Origin of the sequence: Rhodococcus sp. ENV425 (genome assembly GCF_002887785.1) — a bacterium.
In the GTDB taxonomy this organism is placed as follows: domain Bacteria; phylum Actinomycetota; class Actinomycetes; order Mycobacteriales; family Mycobacteriaceae; genus Rhodococcus; species Rhodococcus aetherivorans.
The window spans coordinates 10,874-30,711 of record NZ_PCZU01000250.1 but is presented as its reverse complement, the minus strand read 5'-3'; the positions used below and the strand labels follow the sequence as shown (position 1 = coordinate 30,711).

20 protein-coding genes are annotated in these 19,838 nt (G+C 70.4%); 9 read left to right on the top strand and 11 right to left on the bottom strand.

Translation table 11 applies throughout. The features are described 5' to 3' along the window. Nucleotides 1-120: 120 nt before the first annotated feature. Nucleotides 121-615, bottom strand: a complete 495-nt coding sequence (greA, locus tag CQZ88_RS21950) for a transcription elongation factor GreA (RefSeq protein ID WP_003935085.1) — start codon at nt 613-615, stop codon at nt 121-123. Between the two features lie 222 nt (nt 616-837). Then, a complete protein-coding gene (locus CQZ88_RS21945) occupies nt 838-1,269 on the bottom strand; it encodes a DUF4307 domain-containing protein (RefSeq protein ID WP_029542204.1) in 432 nt (143 codons plus the stop codon). A gap of 154 nt (nt 1,270-1,423) precedes the next feature. Here CQZ88_RS21945 and mca point away from each other — a divergent pair, with 154 nt between their 5' ends. From mca to CQZ88_RS21930, 3 genes are read left to right on the top strand one after another with little or no spacing between them, the layout of a single operon-like run. Further along, nucleotides 1,424-2,302, top strand: coding sequence for a mycothiol conjugate amidase Mca (mca, locus tag CQZ88_RS21940; protein ID WP_029542206.1), 879 nt, complete (start codon nt 1,424-1,426; stop codon nt 2,300-2,302). Continuing rightward, nucleotides 2,299-2,574 carry a hypothetical protein gene (locus CQZ88_RS21935; protein WP_006940388.1) on the top strand — a complete coding sequence of 92 codons (276 nt, stop codon included), beginning with the start codon at nt 2,299-2,301 and terminating at the stop codon, nt 2,572-2,574. The genes mca and CQZ88_RS21935 overlap by 4 nt, the downstream gene beginning before the upstream one ends. A gap of 10 nt (nt 2,575-2,584) precedes the next feature. Continuing rightward, on the top strand, nt 2,585-4,609 hold the full coding sequence (locus CQZ88_RS21930) for a thioredoxin domain-containing protein (protein WP_102800305.1): 2,025 nt from the start codon (nt 2,585-2,587) through the stop codon (nt 4,607-4,609). Between the two features lie 12 nt (nt 4,610-4,621). Here CQZ88_RS21930 and CQZ88_RS21925 read toward each other — a convergent pair whose 3' ends face one another. Further along, the gene (locus tag CQZ88_RS21925) at nt 4,622-5,536 is read right to left on the bottom strand and encodes a mechanosensitive ion channel family protein (RefSeq protein ID WP_043799699.1); all 915 of its coding nucleotides are present in this window, start codon (nt 5,534-5,536) and stop codon (nt 4,622-4,624) included. Between the two features lie 62 nt (nt 5,537-5,598). Next, entirely contained in the window at nt 5,599-6,267 is a 669-nt protein-coding gene (locus tag CQZ88_RS21920) for a hemolysin III family protein (protein ID WP_006940391.1), read from the bottom strand. Nucleotides 6,268-6,432: 165 nt separating this feature from the next. Between CQZ88_RS21920 and CQZ88_RS21915 the strand changes: the two genes are divergently transcribed. Then, a complete protein-coding gene (locus CQZ88_RS21915) occupies nt 6,433-7,200 on the top strand; it encodes an isoprenyl transferase (protein ID WP_006940394.1) in 768 nt (255 codons plus the stop codon). 60 nt (nt 7,201-7,260) lie between these two features. Here the strand turns inward: CQZ88_RS21915 and coaA are convergent, their stop codons facing one another. Next, the gene (gene coaA / locus CQZ88_RS21910) at nt 7,261-8,193 is read right to left on the bottom strand and encodes a type I pantothenate kinase (protein WP_006940397.1); all 933 of its coding nucleotides are present in this window, start codon (nt 8,191-8,193) and stop codon (nt 7,261-7,263) included. A gap of 175 nt (nt 8,194-8,368) precedes the next feature. Here coaA and CQZ88_RS21905 point away from each other — a divergent pair, with 175 nt between their 5' ends. The 3 genes from CQZ88_RS21905 to CQZ88_RS21895 all read left to right on the top strand — a co-directional run bounded on the left by CQZ88_RS21905 (nt 8,369) and on the right by CQZ88_RS21895 (nt 12,589). Continuing rightward, nucleotides 8,369-9,559, top strand: coding sequence for a DUF885 domain-containing protein (locus CQZ88_RS21905; RefSeq protein ID WP_065922855.1), 1,191 nt, complete (start codon nt 8,369-8,371; stop codon nt 9,557-9,559). Nucleotides 9,560-9,670: 111 nt separating this feature from the next. Continuing rightward, nucleotides 9,671-10,966, top strand: coding sequence for a serine hydroxymethyltransferase (glyA, locus tag CQZ88_RS21900; protein ID WP_102800304.1), 1,296 nt, complete (start codon nt 9,671-9,673; stop codon nt 10,964-10,966). 267 nt (nt 10,967-11,233) lie between these two features. Then, nucleotides 11,234-12,589 (top strand): PhoH family protein, encoded by a 1,356-nt coding sequence (locus CQZ88_RS21895; RefSeq protein ID WP_170914056.1) that lies wholly within the window; start codon nt 11,234-11,236, stop codon nt 12,587-12,589. Nucleotides 12,590-12,674: 85 nt separating this feature from the next. Here the strand turns inward: CQZ88_RS21895 and CQZ88_RS21890 are convergent, their stop codons facing one another. The 3 genes from CQZ88_RS21890 to CQZ88_RS21880 are packed head-to-tail and all read right to left on the bottom strand — an operon-like array spanning nt 12,675 to nt 15,170. Next, a complete protein-coding gene (locus CQZ88_RS21890; protein ID WP_006940401.1) occupies nt 12,675-13,085 on the bottom strand; it encodes a carboxymuconolactone decarboxylase family protein in 411 nt (136 codons plus the stop codon). Between the two features lie 52 nt (nt 13,086-13,137). Beyond that, the gene (locus CQZ88_RS21885; RefSeq protein WP_006940402.1) at nt 13,138-13,563 is read right to left on the bottom strand and encodes a limonene-1,2-epoxide hydrolase family protein; all 426 of its coding nucleotides are present in this window, start codon (nt 13,561-13,563) and stop codon (nt 13,138-13,140) included. After that, entirely contained in the window at nt 13,560-15,170 is a 1,611-nt protein-coding gene (locus CQZ88_RS21880; RefSeq protein ID WP_043799707.1) for a serine hydrolase, read from the bottom strand. Before CQZ88_RS21880 ends, CQZ88_RS21885 begins: the two co-directional genes overlap by 4 nt. 326 nt (nt 15,171-15,496) lie before the next feature. Here CQZ88_RS21880 and CQZ88_RS21875 point away from each other — a divergent pair, with 326 nt between their 5' ends. After that, nucleotides 15,497-16,087 (top strand): LGFP repeat-containing protein, encoded by a 591-nt coding sequence (locus tag CQZ88_RS21875; protein WP_029542213.1) that lies wholly within the window; start codon nt 15,497-15,499, stop codon nt 16,085-16,087. A gap of 25 nt (nt 16,088-16,112) precedes the next feature. Here CQZ88_RS21875 and CQZ88_RS21870 read toward each other — a convergent pair whose 3' ends face one another. Genes CQZ88_RS21870 through CQZ88_RS21860 form a run of 3 tightly spaced genes read right to left on the bottom strand, consistent with a single transcriptional unit; the run spans nt 16,113 to nt 19,191 of the window. After that, nucleotides 16,113-17,096 carry an NADPH:quinone oxidoreductase family protein gene (locus CQZ88_RS21870; protein ID WP_102800303.1) on the bottom strand — a complete coding sequence of 328 codons (984 nt, stop codon included), beginning with the start codon at nt 17,094-17,096 and terminating at the stop codon, nt 16,113-16,115. Nucleotides 17,097-17,136: 40 nt separating this feature from the next. Next, the gene (locus CQZ88_RS21865; protein WP_043799712.1) at nt 17,137-17,931 is read right to left on the bottom strand and encodes an SDR family oxidoreductase; all 795 of its coding nucleotides are present in this window, start codon (nt 17,929-17,931) and stop codon (nt 17,137-17,139) included. A gap of 3 nt (nt 17,932-17,934) precedes the next feature. Then, complete coding sequence (locus tag CQZ88_RS21860; RefSeq protein WP_029542219.1) at nt 17,935-19,191, bottom strand: acyl-CoA dehydrogenase family protein; 1,257 nt, start codon at nt 19,189-19,191, stop codon at nt 17,935-17,937. Between the two features lie 169 nt (nt 19,192-19,360). Between CQZ88_RS21860 and CQZ88_RS21855 the strand changes: the two genes are divergently transcribed. Continuing rightward, nucleotides 19,361-19,837, top strand: a complete 477-nt coding sequence (locus tag CQZ88_RS21855; protein ID WP_029542221.1) for a MaoC family dehydratase — start codon at nt 19,361-19,363, stop codon at nt 19,835-19,837. Nucleotide 19,838 lies beyond the last annotated feature (1 nt).

The following is a 19,838-nucleotide window of genomic DNA, read 5'->3' as shown; positions in this document are numbered from 1 at the left end:
CGGCATGAAGGCCCGGCGCCTGCTCTGAACCGTCTGCCCCGGGCGCGCGAGAAGGGCCCGACCGGTGACCGGTCGGGCCCTCACGTCGTGCCGGCCGCGCCGCGAGGCGGCTGCCGCCGATCAGCTGTGGTACGGCTCCGCGCTGACGAGCGTCACCTTCATGGTGCTGCCGTTGGGGAGCGTGTACTCGCGGGTCTCGCCGACCTTCGCGTCGATCAGGGCACCGCCCAGCGGGGAGCTGGGCGAGTAGATCTCGATCTCGTTGCCCCGGGCGCCTTCCTCACGGGTGGCGATGAGGAACGTTTCCTTGTCGCTTTCGTCGCCGTCGTAGTACACCGTGACGACCGAGCCGGGCAGCGCGACGCCGGACTGGGTGGGCGCAACACCGACCTTCGCGTTGTTCAGCAGTTCCTGCAGCTGACGAATCCGGGCCTCCTGCTGACCCTGCTCCTCGCGAGCGGCGTGGTAACCACCGTTCTCCTTGAGGTCGCCCTCTTCACGGCGCTCGTTGATCTCGGCCGCGATGACGGGACGATTCGCGATGAGCTGGTCGAGTTCTGCCTTGAGTCGGTCGTACGACTCCTGTGTCAGCCAGGTCACCTGGGTCTCGGTCATCCTCGATCACTTCCTTCGGGTTGGAGCCCCCGGCTCCGTCGACTGGTCGCCGCACTCGCAGCGACGACGGCAACGCGGATCCCTCGAACGTTCCCCCCAAGCCAGTGGCGAACAGGACCGCACTGCTTCCTATGCAGCAATACACGGCCCCAAAGGGTGGAACCGTGTATCCGGCGATTCTAGCACCAACGTGGTCTCCACCACGGAATCCGCAGCGTGCGGTCAGTGTGCGCGTAGGTATTCGGGCACGTCGAAGCTGCAGCCGTACATGTCCGCCATGCCCGGGCGCTGCGACGTCACCACCGGTGCGTCCATCAGCAGGGTGCCGGACTCGGACGAGGGGATCAGCACCTCGCGGCGGCCCGTCTCGGACCCGTCCTTCGACCGCGAGCGGATGATGCACACCGCCTCCTGCGACGGATCCTTCCGCGTCACGGTGAACTGCACCTGGACGGTGGAGTCGTCGACGACGGTGTAGGTGACGACGTCGCTCTCGATCTCCGGGGTGCCGAACTTCTGGTAGAGCAGGAACGCCCCGACCACCCCGACGACGAGCCCGACCGCGACCAGCGCCCACAACCAGGTGCGGCGGGATCCGCCCGTCGCCGGGTAGCGGCCGGTCGGGTAGCGGTCGATCGGGGTGGTGTCGGTCATCACATTTACTTTCGTGCACCCGCGAAGGCCGCGGGGGCGTGGCTGACGATGGACGTGTCAGGTGGAACTATAGGGGAGGAACCCAGGACGCCGGCTCGCAGTGCCGGTGGTCCGGGCCGCGACGATGCAGCCGACGGCGAGGTGGAGGAAAGACGTGAGCGGACTACGGCTCATGGCCGTGCATGCCCATCCCGATGACGAGTCGAGCAAGGGTGCCGCCACGACGGCCCGCTATGCCGCGGAAGGGCACGAGGTGCTGGTGGTCACCCTCACCGGGGGTGAACGCGGCGACATCCTCAATCCCGCCATGGACATCCCCGGGATCCAGGACCGCATGCCCGAGGTCCGGCGCGAGGAGATGGCCGCGGCCGCCCGCATCCTCGGCGTGCAGCACCGCTGGCTCGGCTTCGTCGACTCCGGGCTGCCGGAGGGCGACCCCAAGCCGCCGCTGCCCGAGGGCTGCTTCGCGCTGGTGCCCCTCGAGGAACCGACCCGCAAGCTCGTCGAGGTGATCCGCGAGTTCCGGCCGCACGTGATGACCACGTACGACGAGAACGGCGGCTACCCGCACCCCGACCACATCCGCTGCCACGAGGTCTCCGTCGCGGCGTACGAGGCGGCCGGCGACCCGGATCGGTTCCCCGAGGCCGGCCCGGCGTGGAAGGTGCAGAAGCTGTACTACTCGCACGGGTTCATCCGCAAGCGCCTGGAATTGTTCCGCGAGGAGTACGAGCGGCGCGGCGAACCGTTCCCCATGGAGGAATGGCTCAAGCGGTGGCGCACCGAGCAGGGCGACATCATGGCGCGGGTGACCACGCAGATCACCTGCAGCGACTACTTCCCGAAGCGGGACGACGCACTGCGCGCCCATGCGACGCAGATCGACCCCAACGGCTCCTTCTTCGCCGTGCCGCTGGACATCCAGCAGAAGGTGTGGCCGACGGAGGAATTCGAATTGGCCAAGACCCGCGTGCACACGGCGATCCCCGAAACGGATCTGTTCGCGGGCCTCGAGGACGGACAGGTGAGATGACGGTAGGCATGCTGGCGGCCGAGGTTCTGGCCCAGGACCCCACCGGCCCCGAATTCGGCAAGGCGTCGCCGCTCGGTCTCGCGCTCATCGTGATCCTGCTCGTGGCGACCGCCCTGCTGATCCGCTCGATGAACAAGCGGCTCGGCAAGCTGCCCGAGACGTTCGAGCCCGAGCATCCGGAGCCGGACCAGGCCGCGGACGAGGGGACCGATCGCGGGGCCGCGGAGAGCCGCAAACCCGACCACCCCCAGCCCCCGATGGCCACCAACTGACGGGCGCGTCGTGACACCCCCGGAGCCGTCGGTGCCCGGCACCCGCAACCGGAACACCCTCGGCGAGGCGACCAGCCCCTACCTGCGGCAACACGCCGGCAACCCGGTGCACTGGCACCAGTGGGGTGACGAGGCGCTGGCCTGGGCCCGGGAGCGGGACGTGCCGGTCCTGCTGTCCGTGGGGTACGCGGCGTGCCACTGGTGCCACGTGATGGCGCACGAGTCGTTCGAGGACGAGGCCACCGCCGCGCTGATGAATGAGCACTTCGTGTGCATCAAGGTGGACCGGGAGGAACGCCCGGACATCGACGCGATCTACATGAACGCCACCGTCGCGATGACCGGGCAGGGCGGCTGGCCGATGACGTGCTTCCTCACCCCGGACGGCGCCCCGTTCTACTGCGGCACCTACTACCCGACGATGCCGCGCGGCGGCATGCCGTCGTTCACCCAGCTGCTCGAGGCGATCGCCGAGACCTGGCGCAACCGTCGCGCCGACGTGCACCGGTCCGCCGTCGCCATCGTCTCCGAGCTGCGCCGCGGCAGCGGCGGCCTCGCTCCCGGCGAGCGCCCGGTGGACGCCGCGCTGCTCGACGCCGCCGACGCCGCCGTCGCCGCCGACGAGGATGCGGTGCACGGCGGGTTCGGGGGCGCCCCGAAGTTCCCGCCGTCCGCGCTGCTCGAGGGTCTGCTGCGCGGATACGAGCGCAGCGGGAACCCGGCCGTGCTGTCCCTCGTCGAGCGGACGGCCGAAGCGATGGCGCGGGGCGGCATCTACGACCAGCTGGCCGGCGGCTTCGCCCGTTACAGCGTCGACGCCGGGTGGGTGGTCCCGCACTTCGAGAAGATGCTCTACGACAACGCGCTGCTGCTGCGGGTGTACGCCCACCTCGCGCGACGGATGTCGGCGCCCTGGGTGCGACGGGTTACCGAGGAGACCGTCGAGTTCCTGCTGCGGGACCTGCGCACGGCCGGGCGCTGCTTCGCCTCCGCTCTCGACGCCGACACGGACGGGGTCGAGGGCCTGACCTACGTGTGGACCCCCGGGCAGCTGGCCGAGGTCCTCGGCGACGACGCGCAGTGGGCGGCCGAGCTGTTCACCGTGACCGACGCCGGCACCTTCGAACACGGCTCGTCGGTGCTGCAGCTGCTCGCCGACCCGGACGATGCCGAGCGCTACGAGCGGGTGCGGGCCGAGCTGTTCGCCGCCCGGCTGCAGCGGCCGCAGCCCGGCCGCGACGACAAGGTCGTCACGGCGTGGAACGGTTTCGCGATCACCGCGCTGGCCGAGGCCGGTGCCGCGTTCGGCCGCACCGACTGGGTCGACGCGGCCGTCGACTGCGCCCGGGCCCTGCTGGACCTGCACCTGGTGGACGGACGGCTCCGGCGTGCCTCCCTCGGCGGCACGGTCGGCGCCCCGGCAGGTGTGCTCGAGGACTACGGCGCCCTCGTCACCGCCCTGCTGGCGGTGTACCAGGCGACGGGCGACGCCGCGTGGCTCGACCCGGCCCGGGCCCTCGCCGACGTCGCGTTGACGCACTTCCAGGATCCGGCGCGGCCCGGAAGCTGGTTCGACACCGCCGACGACGCCGAGACCCTGGTGGCGCGGCCTCGTGACCCGATCGACGGCGCCACCCCGTCGGGGGCGGCGCTGATCTCCGAGGCCCTGCTCACCCTCGCCGCGGTCGTGCCCGAGGACCCGCGGTACGCCGACGCGGTGGACGCGTCGCTGCGGTCGGCGGTGGTGCTGCTCGAACGGGCGCCGCGCTCGGCCGGGCACTGGCTGACGGTCGCCGAGGCGGCGGTGCGCGGCCCGATCCAGGTGGCCGTGGTCGGCGGCGGCGAGCTGCTCTCCGTCGTGCGGCAGGCGGCCCCCGGCGGCGCCGTCGTGGTCGGCGGGGACCCGGACTCGTCCCCGTTGCTGGCCGACCGCCCGCTGGTCGACGGAGGGCCGGCGGCGTACGTGTGCCGCGGATACGTGTGCGACAGGCCGGTCACGACGGAGGCCGAACTGCGCGCGGCGCTCTCGGCCTGAGCGGTCCGGGGCTCAGCCGGCGCGGGACGGGGTGAGCAGCGCCGGCAGCGGAGCGTCGATGCCGTTGCCGTCGAACGCCTCGAGCACCGCGCGGGCGATCGCCCGCTGCACGGCCCACTGCTTGCCGGCACGCGTGCGCACGGTGATCCGCAGCGTCACCGACTCCGGGGTGACGGAGTTGACGCCGAGCATCTCGGGCGGCTCGAGGATGTCGCCGGCCAGGTCGTCGCGTTCGACCGTCTCGAGGGCCGCGCGCAGGGCCACCTCGCAGGCCCGGTGCACGTTGGCGGCGTGGGCGATGGGGGAGTCGACGACGGCGACGGCGTAACCCTGGCTCATGTTGCCCACGCGCAGGATCTCGCCGTTGCGGCAGTACCAGAGGGTGCCGCTGATGTCGCGGACGGTGGTGACCCGCAGGCCGACGGATTCGACGGTGCCGACCGCGTCGCCCAGGTCGACGACGTCGCCGACGCCGTACTGGTCCTCGAGCAGCATGAACATTCCGGAGATGAAGTCACGCACCAGGTTCTGCGCACCGAAACCGAGGGCCACGCCGACGATGCCGGCGGACGCGATGAACGGCGCGACGTTGAGTCCGAGCGTGCCGAGGATCTGCAGGACGCACCAGACGAGCACCACGACGGAGACGCCGGACTTGAGCACCGAGCCGATCGTCTCGGCGCGCTGCGTGCGCCGCTCGTTGACCAGCACGCCCGGCAGGCCCCTGGGGGCGCGTTCCTGGAAGGGCCGGAGCAGGCCGGGTTTGCCGTTCTGGTGCCGCGGCTTCGTCATCCGGTCGATGAACCGGTGCAGCACATACCTCAGGATCAGCGCTGCCACGAGGTATCCCGCGATCGTCAGCGGCCGCTCGACGAGCCACTCCCGGTTGGTTTCGGTCAGTTCGAATGCCAGTCGCTGAACAGTCATCCCGGCCGAGTCTACGGATCCGTGCCGCGACTGCCACCGATGTGATCTTTGTCCGAACGGGTTTACCCGAACACCACCAGCCACACGGCAACGGCATGGCACAGCGCGGCGAGCACGGTCGCCGCGTGGAAGAACTCGTGGTAGCCGAAGACGTGCGGCCACGGGTCGGGCCACTTGGTGGCGTAGAGGATCGCGCCGATGCTGTAGAGGATGCCGCCGACGAGCAGCAGCACCATCGGGACGATGCCCGCCTCGTCGATCAGCTGACCGGCGACGGGGACGATCGCCCAGCCGAGCAGCAGGTACAGCGGGACTCCCACCCAGCGCGGCGCGGTGGGCCAGAGCATCTTCAGCGCGACCCCCGCGAGGGCGCCGGCCCACACCACGAACAACAGGGTGCGGCCGGTCTCCGGCGGCAGGGCGAGCGTCGCGAAGGGGGTGTAGCTGCCGGCGATGAACAGGAAGATCATCGAGTGGTCCGCACGCTTCATCCACGTGCGTGCCCGCGGATTGTGCCAGTGGACGCGGTGATAGAGGGCGCTCACGCCGAACACACCGCAGACGGTGAGGCTGTAGATCACCGTCGACCAGCCCGCGGGCGGATCGGCCACGGTCTGCGACAGGACCACCAGCGCGATGCCGGCCACCACTGCGACGCCGAACGCCCACAGATGGATCCAGCCGCGCATCCGCGGCTTCACGGGCAGTTCGTCGATCCCGAAAACCGTCATGGTCGGGGCCTCCCTTCGATACCGAAGAGTAACCTACGCTTCCGTAACTTTCGCGGTGTGCTGGATGCGCGACGGGGCGGAGGCCGGCGCACGGGCGTCGGCCACGACCGCCGCTGCGACCGGAGACGACCGTGAGCGTAATGTGACCCGCGTGGTGATCTCGGGGTGAACGCGCGCGGCCTGCTGTATCAGCTCTACGAACGACGGCTGCTGAGCAAGCTGGACGGCGCGCAGCACCCCCGGCACGTCGCCGTGATGTGCGACGGCAACCGTCGCTGGGCCCGCGAGAACGGGTTCACCGACGTCAGCCACGGGCATCGCATGGGCGCACTGAAGATCGCCGAACTGCTGAGCTGGTGCGACGCCGCCGGCATCGAGCGGGCCACCATCTACCTGCTCTCCACGGAGAATCTGCAACGTGAGCCCGAGGAGCTCGAGGCGCTGCTCGAGATCATCACCGACGTCGTCGAGGAGATCTCCGGGCCGGAGCAGAACTGGAGCGTCAAGATCGTCGGCACGCTCGACCTGCTGCCGGACGAACTGGGCCGGCGGCTGAGCGAGGCCGCCGAGCGCACGCAGGGGCGCACCGGCACCCACGTCAATGTCGCGGTCGGCTACGGCGGCCGGCAGGAGATCGCCGACGCCGTGCAGGCCCTGCTCCGGGCCAAGCAGGCCGAGGGGCTCGACGGCGAGGGCCTGGTCGAGGCCGTCACGGTCGAGGCCATCAGCGATCACCTCTACACCTCGGGGCAGCCCGATCCCGATCTCGTCATCCGGACCTCCGGCGAGCAGCGGCTCTCGGGCTTCCTGCTCTGGCAGAGCGCGTACTCCGAGATCTGGTTCACCGAGGCCTACTGGCCGGAGTTCCGCCGCGTGGACTTCCTTCGCGCCCTGCGCGACTTCGCGGCGCGGCACCGCCGGTTCGGGACGTAGCCGCGGTGTGTCCTTCGGGCTGTTTCCGCCGCCCGAAGGACACACCGGCGGCGAAGCCGCCTACAGCTTCCGCAGGCGCAGGCGGTTGACCGAATGGTCGGAGTCCTTGCGCAGGACCAGCGTTGCGCGCGGCCGCGTCGGCAGGATGTTGTCCACCAGGTTCGGCCGGTTGATCGAATGCCAGATCTCCTTCGCGGCCCCCACGGCGTCGCGGTCCGACAGGTTCGCGTAGTGGTGAAAATGCGCGTCGGGGTCGGAGAACGCCGTCTTGCGGAGCGCGAGAAACCGCTCGACATACCACTTCTCGATGTCCTCGAGGCGGGCGTCGACGTAGATCGAGAAGTCGAACAGATCCGAGACCATCAGCCGTGGACCGGTCTGCAGGACGTTCAGGCCCTCGATGATGAGGATGTCCGGTTGCCGCACCACGTGGTACTGGCCCGGGATGATGTCGTAGGAGATGTGCGAGTACACCGGAGCGGCCACCTCTGCGGCGCCGGACTTGACCTCCGTGACGAACCGCAGCAGCTTGCGACGGTCGTAGCTCTCCGGAAAGCCCTTGCGGTGCATGATGTTCCGACGCATCAGCTCCCGGGAGGGGTACAGGAAGCCGTCGGTGGTCACCAGGTCCACCCGGGGATGGTGCTCCCACCGCGCCAACAGTGCCTGCAGCACGCGTGCCGTCGTCGACTTGCCGACCGCGACCGACCCGGCCACCCCGATCACGAACGGCACCTGCTGGTCCGGGTGCTTCTCGCCGAGGAACGTGGCGGTCGCGGCGAACAACCGCTGCCGCGCGGCGACCTGCAGGTGGATCAGACGGGCCAGCGGGAGGTACACCTCCGCCACCTCCGCCAGGTCGATCTGCTCGCCGAGGCCGCGCAGGCCGCGCAGTTCCTCCTCGGTCAGCACCAGCGGCGTCGACTTGCGCAGCGTCCGCCACTGCTTGCGATCGAACTCGACGTACGGACTCGGCTCGCTCAGACGCGCCACCGGCACACTCCCGACTCGACGACGGGCCCGGCGGCATACCCCGGGTATGGCTGGCGGCGAAGGATGTCCATATCGGCCGATTGTGCTCGCTGACACATCCGCTCGCCGCGCGGGGTCCGGTTTCCGGGTTCGCCGGCAGGCACGGGGCCGATCCGGGGGACTAGGGTGCCAGGGCATGGACCCGGACTCGTTGGTGCGCGAATATCTCCTGCTCGGCCTGGCATTCGACCGGCTCGAGGAGGGTTTCGTCGACGCCTTCACCGGCGACCCCGCCCTGCGTGGCCGGGTGGAGAACGCGCCGGCCCCCGATCCTCGTGATTTATCCCACACCGCGCGCACACTGCGGGCCGCGCTGCCCGTCTCCGGGCTCTCCGACGAGCGCACCCGCTTCCTCGACGTGCACCTGCGCGCCCTCGAATGCTCGGCCCGCAAGTTCGCCGGTGCGGACATCGCCTTCGTCGACGAGGTCGAGGCCTACTTCGACGTGCATATCGACATGGGCGACGAGGACGCGTACCGCGAGGCCCACCGCCGCATCGACGCGCTGCTGCCCGGCAGCGGCCCGCTCGCCGAGCGAGTGCAGGCCCACCGCAAGTCCGAGGTCGTCCCCGCCGACCGCCTCGCCGAGTGTGTCGACGCCTTCTCGAGCGCCCTGCGCGACAGGGTCCGCGCGGTGTTCCCACTGCCCGAGACCGAAACCGTCGAATACGAGGTGGTCGGCGACAAACCGTGGTCCGGGTTCAACTACTACCTCGGCAACTACCGCTCCCGCGTCGCGATCAACTCCGACCTCGAACAGCACATGTCCCACCTGCCGCGGCTGATCGCGCACGAGTCCTACCCCGGCCACCACACCGAACACTGCCGCAAGGAGGCCGGACTCGTCGCCGGCGGGCACGACGAGCAGACCCTCTTCGTCGTCAACACCCCGCAGTGCCTCATGGCCGAGGGGCTCGCAGACCTCGCCCTCGAGACGATCGTCGGGCCCGGCTGGGGACAGTGGGCGCAGGACATCTACGCCGACCTGGGCCTGCGGTTCGACGGTGAACTCGCCGAGAAGCTGCACGAGGCGTCCGCCGGCCTGCTCGGCGTCCGCCAGGACGCCGCCCTGCTCCTGCACGACCGCGGCCGCACCGGCGACGACGTCGTCGCCTTCCTGCAGCGCTGGTCGCTGTCGAGCCCGGAGCGGGCCCGGCAGTCGCTGCGCTTCCTGTCGTCGCCGTTGTGGCGCGCCTACATCAGCACCTACGTCGAGGGTTACCGCCTGCTCGGTGGCTGGCTGGCGCAGGCCCCTGCGGGCGCGGAACGCATCGACCGGTTCCGTCGCCTGCTCGACGAACCGCTGGTGCCCAGCGCCCTGCGGTAACGAGCGGGCGTGACCTGGTCCATTGCCCGAGGGGACCGGGTTCCTCGACCGGGGGTGAGGTTCGTAGACTGGTAGGTGAATTCCTGCCGTCCCCAGCTTGGAGAATCCTCGATGACCGTTGTGCCCGGCACCGACGTCAACACCGCCTCGCTCTCAGACCTCGACCCCGAGCTGGCGCAGGCCATGGCCGGCGAGCTGTCGCGCCAGCGCGACACGCTCGAGATGATCGCGTCGGAGAACTTCGTGCCGCGCGCGGTGCTCCAGGCGCAGGGCAGCGTGCTCACCAACAAGTACGCCGAGGGCTACCCGGGGCGCCGCTACTACGGCGGCTGCGAGAACGTCGACATCGTCGAGGACCTCGCCCGCACCCGCGCCAAGGAACTGTTCGGTGCCGAGTTCGCGAACGTCCAGCCGCACTCGGGCGCGCAGGCCAACGCCGCCGTGCTGATGGCGCTGATGAACCCGGGCGAGAAGCTGCTGGGGCTCGACCTCGCCCACGGCGGGCACCTGACCCACGGCATGAAGCTGAACTTCTCCGGCAAGCTGTACGACGTCGCGTCCTACGGGGTCAGCAAGGACGACCACCGCGTCGACATGGACGAGGTCCGCTCCATCGCGGTGGCCGAGAAGCCGAAGGTCATCGTCGCCGGATGGTCCGCGTACCCGCGGCACGAGGACTTCGCCGCGTTCCGCTCCATCGCCGACGAGGTCGGCGCCTACCTGTGGGTCGACATGGCGCACTTCGCCGGGCTCGTCGCCGCGGGCCTGCACCCGTCGCCGGTGCCGTACGCCGAAGACGTGTCCACCACCGTCCACAAGACCCTCGGCGGCCCGCGCTCGGGTCTGATCCTCGCCAAGCAGGAGTGGGCCAAGAAGATCAACTCCGCGGTGTTCCCGGGCCAGCAGGGCGGCCCGCTCATGCACGTCATCGCCGCGAAGGCCGTCGCGCTGAAGATCGCCGCGAGCGAGGAGTTCAAGGACCGGCAGCGCCGCACCGTCTCCGGTGCGCAGATCCTCGCCGAGCGCCTGATGCAGTCCGATGTCACCGACAAGGGCATCACCGTGCTGACCGGCGGCACCGACGTGCACCTCGTCCTCGTCGATCTGCGCAACTCGCAGCTCGACGGCCAGCAGGGCGAGGACCTGCTGCACGAGATCGGCATCACCGTCAACCGCAACGCGGTTCCGTTCGACCCGCGTCCGCCGATGGTCACGTCCGGTCTGCGCATCGGCACCCCGGCACTGGCCACCCGCGGCTTCGGGGACGAGCAGTTCACCGAGGTCGCCGAGATCATCGCGGCCGCGTTGACGGGGTCGTCCGACACCGCGACGCTGCGCGGCCGGGTGAGCAAGCTTGCCGCCGACGCTCCGCTGTACCAGGGTCTCGAGGACTGGAACCTGGTCTAGGCGCGACGCCCGGCAATCTGTCCGGATCGTCTCGTTTACCCAATCTTCACCGACACGCCTCGTCGCTCATCGAGCGGACGGGGCGTGTCGGCGTTAGCGTCGGGGGTGTAGACGGCGCAGTTGCCGGCTACGCGGGAGGTCCTGATCGTGACTGTGACAGGCAGAGCGAGGGGCCGGCACCCGGCCCTCGTGTCCCTCGTGGACACCAGGTTCGACCGGCCCATCGAACGAAGTCTGTGTGGTGCTGCACAGATCTAGGAGCCTCACGTGACTGCAACACGCTCCGTCCCCGCCCGCCGCTCCGGCAGGACCCCGGCGAAGAAACTCGATGTACGCACCTTCGTACTGGACACCTCCGTGTTGCTCTCCGATCCGTGGGCGGTGACCCGCTTCGCTGAGCACGAAGTGGTGCTGCCCCTCGTAGTGATCGGCGAACTCGAAGGCAAACGGCACCATCACGAACTGGGTTGGTTCGCGAGGGAATCGTTGCGGCTGCTCGACGACCTGCGCCTGCAGTACGGCCGGCTCGATCAGCCCATCCCCATCGGGACCGCGGGAGGCACCCTGCACGTCGAGCTCAACCACACCGACCCGGAGGTGTTGCCGGCCGGATTCCGCACCGACACCAACGACTCCCGGATCCTCGCGTGCGCGTTGAACCTCGCCGGCGACGGCCGCGACGTTGTGCTGGTCAGCAAGGACATTCCGCTCCGGGTCAAGGCCGGTGCCGTCGGGCTGACCGCCGACGAGTACCACGCCCAGGACGTGGTGACGTCGGGCTGGACCGGCATGACCGAGCTCGAGGTGGACAGGGCGCTGATCGACGACCTGTTCGCCGAGGGGATCGTCGACCTCGACACCGCGAGGGATCTGCCGTGCCACACGGGGATCCGGCTGCTGGGCGGCTCGTCCAGCGCCCTGGGCCGGGTCACGCCGGACAAGCGGGTGCAGCTGGTGCGCGGAGATCGGGAGGCGTTCGGGTTGCACGGCCGTTCCGCGGAACAGCGGGTGGCGCTGGACCTGCTGCTCGACGAGTCCGTCGGCATCGTCTCGCTCGGCGGGAAAGCGGGGACGGGCAAGTCGGCGCTGGCGCTGACCGCGGGCCTCGAGGCCGTGCTGGAGCGTCGCACCCAGCGCAAGGTCGTGGTGTTCCGGCCGCTGTACGCCGTCGGCGGACAGGAACTGGGCTATCTGCCGGGCAGCGAGAGCGAGAAGATGGGGCCGTGGGCGCAGGCCGTGTTCGATACCCTCGACGGTCTCGCGAGCCCGGAGGTGATGGACGAGGTCATCAGCCGGGGCATGCTGGAAGTGCTTCCGCTGACCCATATCCGGGGCCGGTCGCTGCACGACTCGTTCGTCATCGTCGACGAGGCCCAGTCCCTCGAGCGCAACGTGCTGCTCACCGTGCTGTCCCGGCTCGGCGCCGGCTCGCGGGTGGTGCTCACCCACGACGTCGCCCAGCGCGACAACCTGCGGGTGGGCCGCTACGACGGCGTCGCGGCGGTGATCGAGAAGCTCAAGGGGCATCCGCTTTTCGCGCACGTCACCTTGACCCGCAGTGAGCGCTCGCCGATCGCGGCGCTGGTGACCGAGATGCTCGAGGAGTTCGCCCCGGGCGCCTGACGCCGTCGGCTGGTGGGCCGAATGTCACACCGGTGCGATGTGATCGACCCGATGTGACATTCGGCCACCGCCCCGCGCGAGCGGGTCAGTCCTGCGAGGGGCGCGGGCCGAGTTCGGCCTCGAGAACCTCCTGGACGACGCGCATCGCGGCCAGGCCGGCCGGGGCGCCGCAGTAGGCGCCCGCGTGGATGACCGCCTCGACGATCTCGGTGCGGGTCAGACCGTTTCGCAGGGCGCCGCGCACGTGCCCGCGCAGCTCGTTCTCCGCGCGCAGCGCGATCAGCATGCCCAGGTTGAGCAGGCTGCGGCTGCGACGGTCGAGTCCCGGCCGGGTCCACACCGAGCCCCACACGTGCTCGGTGACGAACTCCTGCATCTCCTCGGAGTCGGTGCCGCGGGCGCGGTCGAAGGCCCGCTCGACGAAGTCGGCGCCCATCACCTCGCTGCGGACCTGAACTCCGGCCTCGAACGCGGGCGTCCGGTCGGCGTCGGTCATCGTCGTGCTCCCTGCCTCGTCGCCGTCGAACGGTTCGGCGGCCGGGGAGATTCTACGACCGGCGCAGCACCGCCCGGAGTGCGCCGGCGCCCAGTGCGCCGACGATCGTGCCGACGTTGTAGTGGTCGTCCCACACCGCGATCTTCCCGTCGCGCAGTTCGAACGTGCCGCACACCCAGAACCGGGTGGAGACGGGGCCGAGGCGCAGGACGTCGGTGCGCTCGGTGAGCACCACGTTTCCGGTCGCGGCGATGTGATGGATGGTGACGTCGAAGCCCAGCGACGGCCGGCGCAGGCCCTCGAGGATGCGCCGCACGCGGGGCAGGCCCCGCACGGTCGGCAGCGACGTGTTGTGCCAGGCGATGTCCGGGTCGAGGAGGGCGACGGCGCGCTCGACGTCCTCGGCGACCATCGCGTCGAGGAACTCGCGGACGACGGCGACGGACTTCTCGTCCACGGAGGTGTGCGGCTCGGTCATGACGCTCCTGTTCGGGTGAAGGTTCCCAGGCCGTTCTCGTTCCAGTACTCGAACGTGACGCCGTCGGGGGTGAAGGTGGCCGTGGAGATCGTCCCGTCCGGGGCGTTCTCACCGCCGTCGATCGGGAAGGTGAACACGTCGCCGTCCCAATGGTCGAGCCGGTAGGTCTGCCCGGCGGGACCGATGGTGAGCACCAGTGTGCCGGCGCGATCGTCGATCCGCGCGGGACCGTAGTACTCGCTGGTGTAGACGCCGGTGTACTGCCCGAGGGGGCGGGCCGGGGCCGGATTCGTGGGAGCGGGGCGTCCGACGAGCGAGCCCTTCGGGTCGTCGAACGATGCGAACGCCTTCTCGTAGAGGGCGAACCAGTCCTCGCGGATCTCGCCGAACTGCACGAGATCGGCGAACTCGGCGGCGAGGGTCTCCGGCACGCCGATCGGGGCGGCGTTGGTGAGCGCGACGATCGCGACGTCCGCCGACGGCAGGGCCGTGAACGCGGTCGCGGCACCCAGCGAGAACGCCCCGGAATGGCTCAGCGTCACCCGCCCGGCCGGGCTCGTGCCCACATTGAACCCGTACCCGTAGAACCCCGCCCGGCTGTCGACGGTGCCCGGCGGGCTCGACACGGCCTGCGGGGACACCGCCGGCAGCAGGGCGTCCGCGTCGACGATGCGCCGGCCCTGGTACTCACCGTCGCCGAGCAGCATGGTCAGCCACCGCGCGACGTCGGTGACCGAGGCGCTCACCCCGCCGGCCGGGGACTGGGCGTCGGGATCGCGGACGGCGCGCGCGACGTAGTCGCCGTCGACGAGCTGATGACCCACGGCCCGGTTGGGCCGGGCCTCGTAGTCCTCGAATCGTGAACTGGTGGAGGTCATTCCGAGGGGTTCGTACAGCACCCGTGCCGACAGGTCCGCCCAGTCGGCCCCGGACGCGTCGGCCACCGCCTGCGCCGCGGCCGTGAGCCCGAAGTTGGTGTACTCGTAGGAATCCCGGAACGGCCCGAGCGGCAGCAGGCGGAACCGGTCGAACACCTGCTCGCGGTCGAAACCGAGATCCTCGAGCTCGTCGCCGGCGTGGTCGGGAAGCCCGGAGCGATGGGCGTAGAGATCGCCGACAGTCACGCGGCTCGTCACGTACGGGTCCGCGAGGGCGAAGCCCGGCAGGCGTTCGATCACCGGGGTGTCCCAGCCGATCACGCCCTCGCCGACCTGGTGTGCGACGACGGTTGCACCGAGCGGCTTCGACATCGACGCCAGCTGGAAGACGGTGTCGGCGTCCACCGCGGCGTCGCGGCCGGCCTCGCGCACACCGAACCCCTTCGCGTACACGATCTCACCGCGGTGCACGACCGCGACGGCCATCCCGGGGATGGCGGTCCGATCCATCAGTTCGCGTGCGAGGTCGTCGAGGCGGGCGACGGCGTCGTCGACCTGCCCGTCCGGGATGTCGACGCCGGCAACCTGCGGGGGAGTGAGCGACCGGGACTCCGGCGAGGCCGGTGCCGAGGACGTCGGGGAATCGGTGTCGACCGAGACGCACCCGGCCGACAGGGTCGCCACGAGGGCGAGGGCGGCGCCGATCCGGCGACGACGGGGTGCGCGCATGTCACGGCCTTTCTCGTCCGTCGCATGGTAAGCCCTGCGTCCGTGGCGCGGAAGCGTTCTGTTCCGCGTCACGGGCGCCGGTGACGGCGACGGACGCCGGTCGCAGCCTCGTTCGCCGATCGTTGTCCGACTGTGACGAGGAGAGCGGGCCGGGACGGTCGAACCGCCGCACCGGGCGCGACCTGCGCCGATGCTGCGATCGCGGCGGGGCGCGGACGGGCACCGGCCGCGCGGTCCGGTCCGGCGCGAGGAAACCGCCGCACGGGACGGTACGGGATGGTTAGCGTCGAGGGGCCGGTGTTCGGATGCCAACGAGGAGTGATCCCATGAATCGAATCCCGCGTCGTTCTGCCACTGTCGCCGCGGCCGTCGCCGCTGCAGGGCTGGTACTGGCCGGCTGCAGCAGCGACGACGGCACCACCGCAGAGGATGTGGTCGGCAGCGCCACGAGTGCAGCGCAGTCCGCGGTCGAGGGGGCAACGTCCGCCGCCCGGTCCGCGGTCGAAGACGCCACCGGAACCGGAGGCCCCACGGAACCGGGCGCCTCCGTGGAGGAGACGACCACGCTGCCGGGTGCGGGCGGCGCCGAGTACACCATCAGCGGGCCGATTCTCGCGAAGTACAACGAGATCGGCGGGGCGAACAGCCCCCTCGGGGCGCCGACCGCGGATCAGCAGGACGTCGGCGACGGCTACATTGCGGAGTTCGAGGGCGGCATCATCGCCTGGAGTCCCGACACCGACTCGCACGTGGTGTGGGGCGAGATCCGCACCGCCTGGGAGGCCCAGGGCGGCGCGGAGGGTGAACTCGGCTTCCCGATCAGTGACGAGCGTCCGATCCCGAACGGCCTGGAGAGCGAGTTCGAGATGGGCACCATCACCTACGTCGCGGGTGCGACGCAGGTGATCCCGAAGTAACCCGTCCCGATGTAGCCCGCGCCGGCTACGGCTGGAACACGAGCCGGCCGACGGTGTGCCCGTCCCCGAGGCGGGCCACCCCGTCGGCGACGTCGTCGAGGGAGAGCCGCTCGCTGATCAGCGGCTTGATGGCGCCGTCGTCGGCGAGGCGGCACAGTTCCTCGTGGCACGCCTCGATCGCGGCACGGTTGTACTGCCGGTACAGGCCCCAGTGCAGGCCGATGATCGAGTAGTTCTTGATGAGCGCGTGGTTCAGCGCCGGTTGCGGGATGGTGCCCCCGGCGAACCCGATCACCAGGATGCGGCCCTCGAACGCGATGCACTTGGTGGAGCGGTTGTACGAGTCGCCGCCGACGGGGTCGTAGATCACGTCCGCGCCGCGGCCGGCGGTGACGTCCTTGACGACGTCGACGAAGTCCTCGCGGTGCCGGTCGACGACGACGTCGGCGCCGAGAGCCCGGCAGTAGTCGGCCTTCTCGGCGCCGCCGACGACACCGATCACGGTGGCCCCGGCGGCCTTGCCGAGTTGCACTGCGGCACTGCCGACCCCACCGGCGGCAGCGTGCACGAGCAGGGTCTCCCCGGCCCGCAACTGCGTACGGCGGTGCAGGGCGAACCACGACGTCTGGTACCCGATCGACAGCGCCGAGGCCTCGGCGTCGTCGAGGGACGCCGGAGCGCGGTAGGCGTCCTCCTCCGGAACCACGGCGAACTCGGCGAATCCGCCGAAGGGGAACTCGGGATTGCCGATGATCCGGTCGCCGACGGCGAAGCGGGTGACGCCCTCGCCGGCCGCGACGACGGTCCCGGCGAGTTCGACGCCCGGTGTGAAGGGCAGTTCCGGCTTCAGCTGGTACTGCCCGCGGCACAGCAGCACGTCGGGGAAGTTGGCCGGCGCCGCGGCGACGCGCACGACGAGCCGTCCGGGCCCCGCCTCGGGGTCGGGGACGTCCGTCAGCTGCAGCGCTTCCTTGGGCTCGCCTACTTCGTGAATTCGCCAGGCCTTCATAGGGTTACCTTTCGCTCGAGTTCGGTGTGCGGAGGTGCGCTCAGCGGGCGGCGACGCCGGCCTCGGCTGCGGCGGCGGTACCGAGCATCGCTCCACCGTCGACGACGAGGGTCTCGCCGGTGATCCAGCTCGCCGCGTCGGAGGCGAGGAAGGCCACCGCCGAGGCGATGTCGGCCGGCTCGCCGATCCTGCCGAGCGGCAGGGCCGCGTCGAGCCGGTCCTCGTGGTCCTTCCACAGGGCCTCGGCCAGGCGGGTGCGCACGACGCCCGGGGCGACGGCGTTGACCCGCACCCGCGGCGCCAGCTCGAGGGCGAGCTGGCGGGTGAGGTGGATCAGCGCCGCCTTCGAGGCGTTGTAGAGGCCGATGTTCGCCTCGGGTGCCATCCCGCCGACGGAGGCGGTGTTGACGACCGCGCCCCCGTGCTCGCCCATCCACTCCCGCACGGCCAGGGAGGTCCACAGCACCGGACCCCACAGGTTGACGTCGAAGGTCTTGGCGAACCGGGCGTGGTCCTGGGCGATCACCGGGCCGAACGCGGGGTTGGTGCCGGCGTTGTTGACGAGGATGTCCAGGCGCCCGAACCGCTCGACGGTGAGTTCGACGCACCGCCGGGCCGCGTCCTCGTCGACCGCGTGCGCGCCGACACCGAGTGCGGTGCCCCGCACCCCGGCCGCGGTGACCTGCGCGGCCGCGGCGTCGGCCGCGTCCTGCTTGCGGGAGGTGAGCACCACGTTCGCGCCGGCCGCCGCGAGGTCCCGGGCGACGGCCAGGCCGATACCGCGGGACGCCCCGGTGACGATCGCGGTGCGGCCGGTCAGATCGAGTCCGGTCATGGGTCAGCCCACCGTCACCTTGTGGCCGTTGACCGACGGGGCGCCGGCGGGAGCGGTGCGGTACTTGCGCAGCTCGGCGACGGCGATGGAGCGCTTGTGCACCTCGTCGGGGCCGTCGGCGAGGCGCAGCGTGCGCATGTGTGCGTACATCATCGCGAGCGGGAAGTCGTCGGTGACGCCGCCGCCGCCGTGCACCTGGATGGCACGGTCGATGATCTTCAGCGCCATCGTCGGGGCGGCGACCTTGATGGCCGCGATCTCCATGCGTGCCTGCTTGTTGCCGACGGTGTCCATCAGGTGCGCCGCCTTCAGGGTGAGCAGCCGGGTCATCTCGATCTCGATGCGGGCCTCGGCGATCCAGTCCTGGATGTTGGCGCGCTCGCTGAGGGGCTGACCGAACGTCACCCGGCTCGACGCGCGCCGGCACAGGAGCTCGAGGGCCCGCTCGGCCATGCCGATGGCGCGCATGCAGTGGTGGATGCGGCCGGGTCCGAGCCGGGCCTGGCTGATCGCGAAGCCCTCGCCCTCGCCCGCGAGGACGTCCTTGCTCGGCACCCGCACGTTCTCGAAGGTGATCTCGGCGTGGCCCTCGCGGTCGGCGTACCCGAAGACCGGCAGGTTGCGCACCACTGTCACGCCGGGGGCGTCGATCGGGACGACCATCATCGACTGCTGGCGGTGCGGGGCGGCGGTGGGATCGGTCTTGCCCATCACGATGAGCACCTTGCAGTTCTTGTGCATCGCGTTGGAGGCGAACCACTTACGCCCGTTGAGGACGTACTCGTCGCCGTCCCGGACCATGGACAGCTCGATGTTGGTGGCGTCGGAGCTGGCGACGGCGGGTTCGGTCATCGCGAACGCCGAGGCCATCGTGCCCTCGAGCAGCGGGCGCAGGTACTTCTCCTTGTGCTCGTCGGTCCCGAAGAGGGTGAGCACCTCCATGTTGCCGGTGTCGGGGGCGTTGCAGTTGCACGCCTCGGAGGCGATGTGGCTGCGGCCCATGATCTCGGCGAGGGGCGCGTACTCGAGGTTGGTCAGGCCCGGGCCCCAATCGGGGTGGGGGTGGAAGAGGTTCCACAGGCCACGCCGGCGGGCCTCGGCCTTGAGCTCCTCGAGGATCGGGGGCTGGAAGTGCGGGTCCCCGGAGGCGCGCATCTGCTCCTCGTACACCGCCTCGGCGGGGTAGACGTGCTCGTCCATGAAGGCGAGCAGGGTGTCGCGGTACTGCACGGTGCGCTCGGACATTTCGTAGACCGACATGGTCACTCCTGGCGGAAGGGGGGCAGGGCTGGGATCGCCCGTCGTCGAAGGCGGTGCGTCGCGAAGAGGATGGTGACGGACGTCTCCCTCTCTGTATAGTTGAACGCGGTTTCAACTTCAAGTTTCGATTCGGCGCGAGTCGTTCCGGCCGCGCGGAGAGGAAGCATCCATGACCGACGACATCACCACCCTGCCCGTGCGTCCCACGGGCCTCGACGACCTCCAGGCCCTGGTGGGACGGGATATCGGGCCGACGGACTGGGTGCCGGTCACCCAGGAACTCGTGAACGCCTTCGCCGAGGTCACCGACGACCACCAGTGGATCCACGTCGACCCCGAGCGCGCCGCGACGAGTCCTCTGGGCACGACGATCGCGCACGGTCTCCTCGTGCTCTCGCTGGGGCCGGGACTGTCCTACAAGCTCATGAGCTTCGACGGGTTCGCCCACGGGCTCAACTACGGCTACGACAAGGTGCGCTTCGTCTCGCCGCTGCCGGTGGGCTCCCGCATCCGGATGCGCATGCAGGTTCTCGGGGCCGAGGCCGCCGGCGGCGGCATCCAGATCCGGACGCTGCAGACGTTCGAGCGCGAGGGGCAGGAGAAGCCGGTCGCGGTGGCCGAGTCGCTCGCCCGCGTCGTCGCCTGAG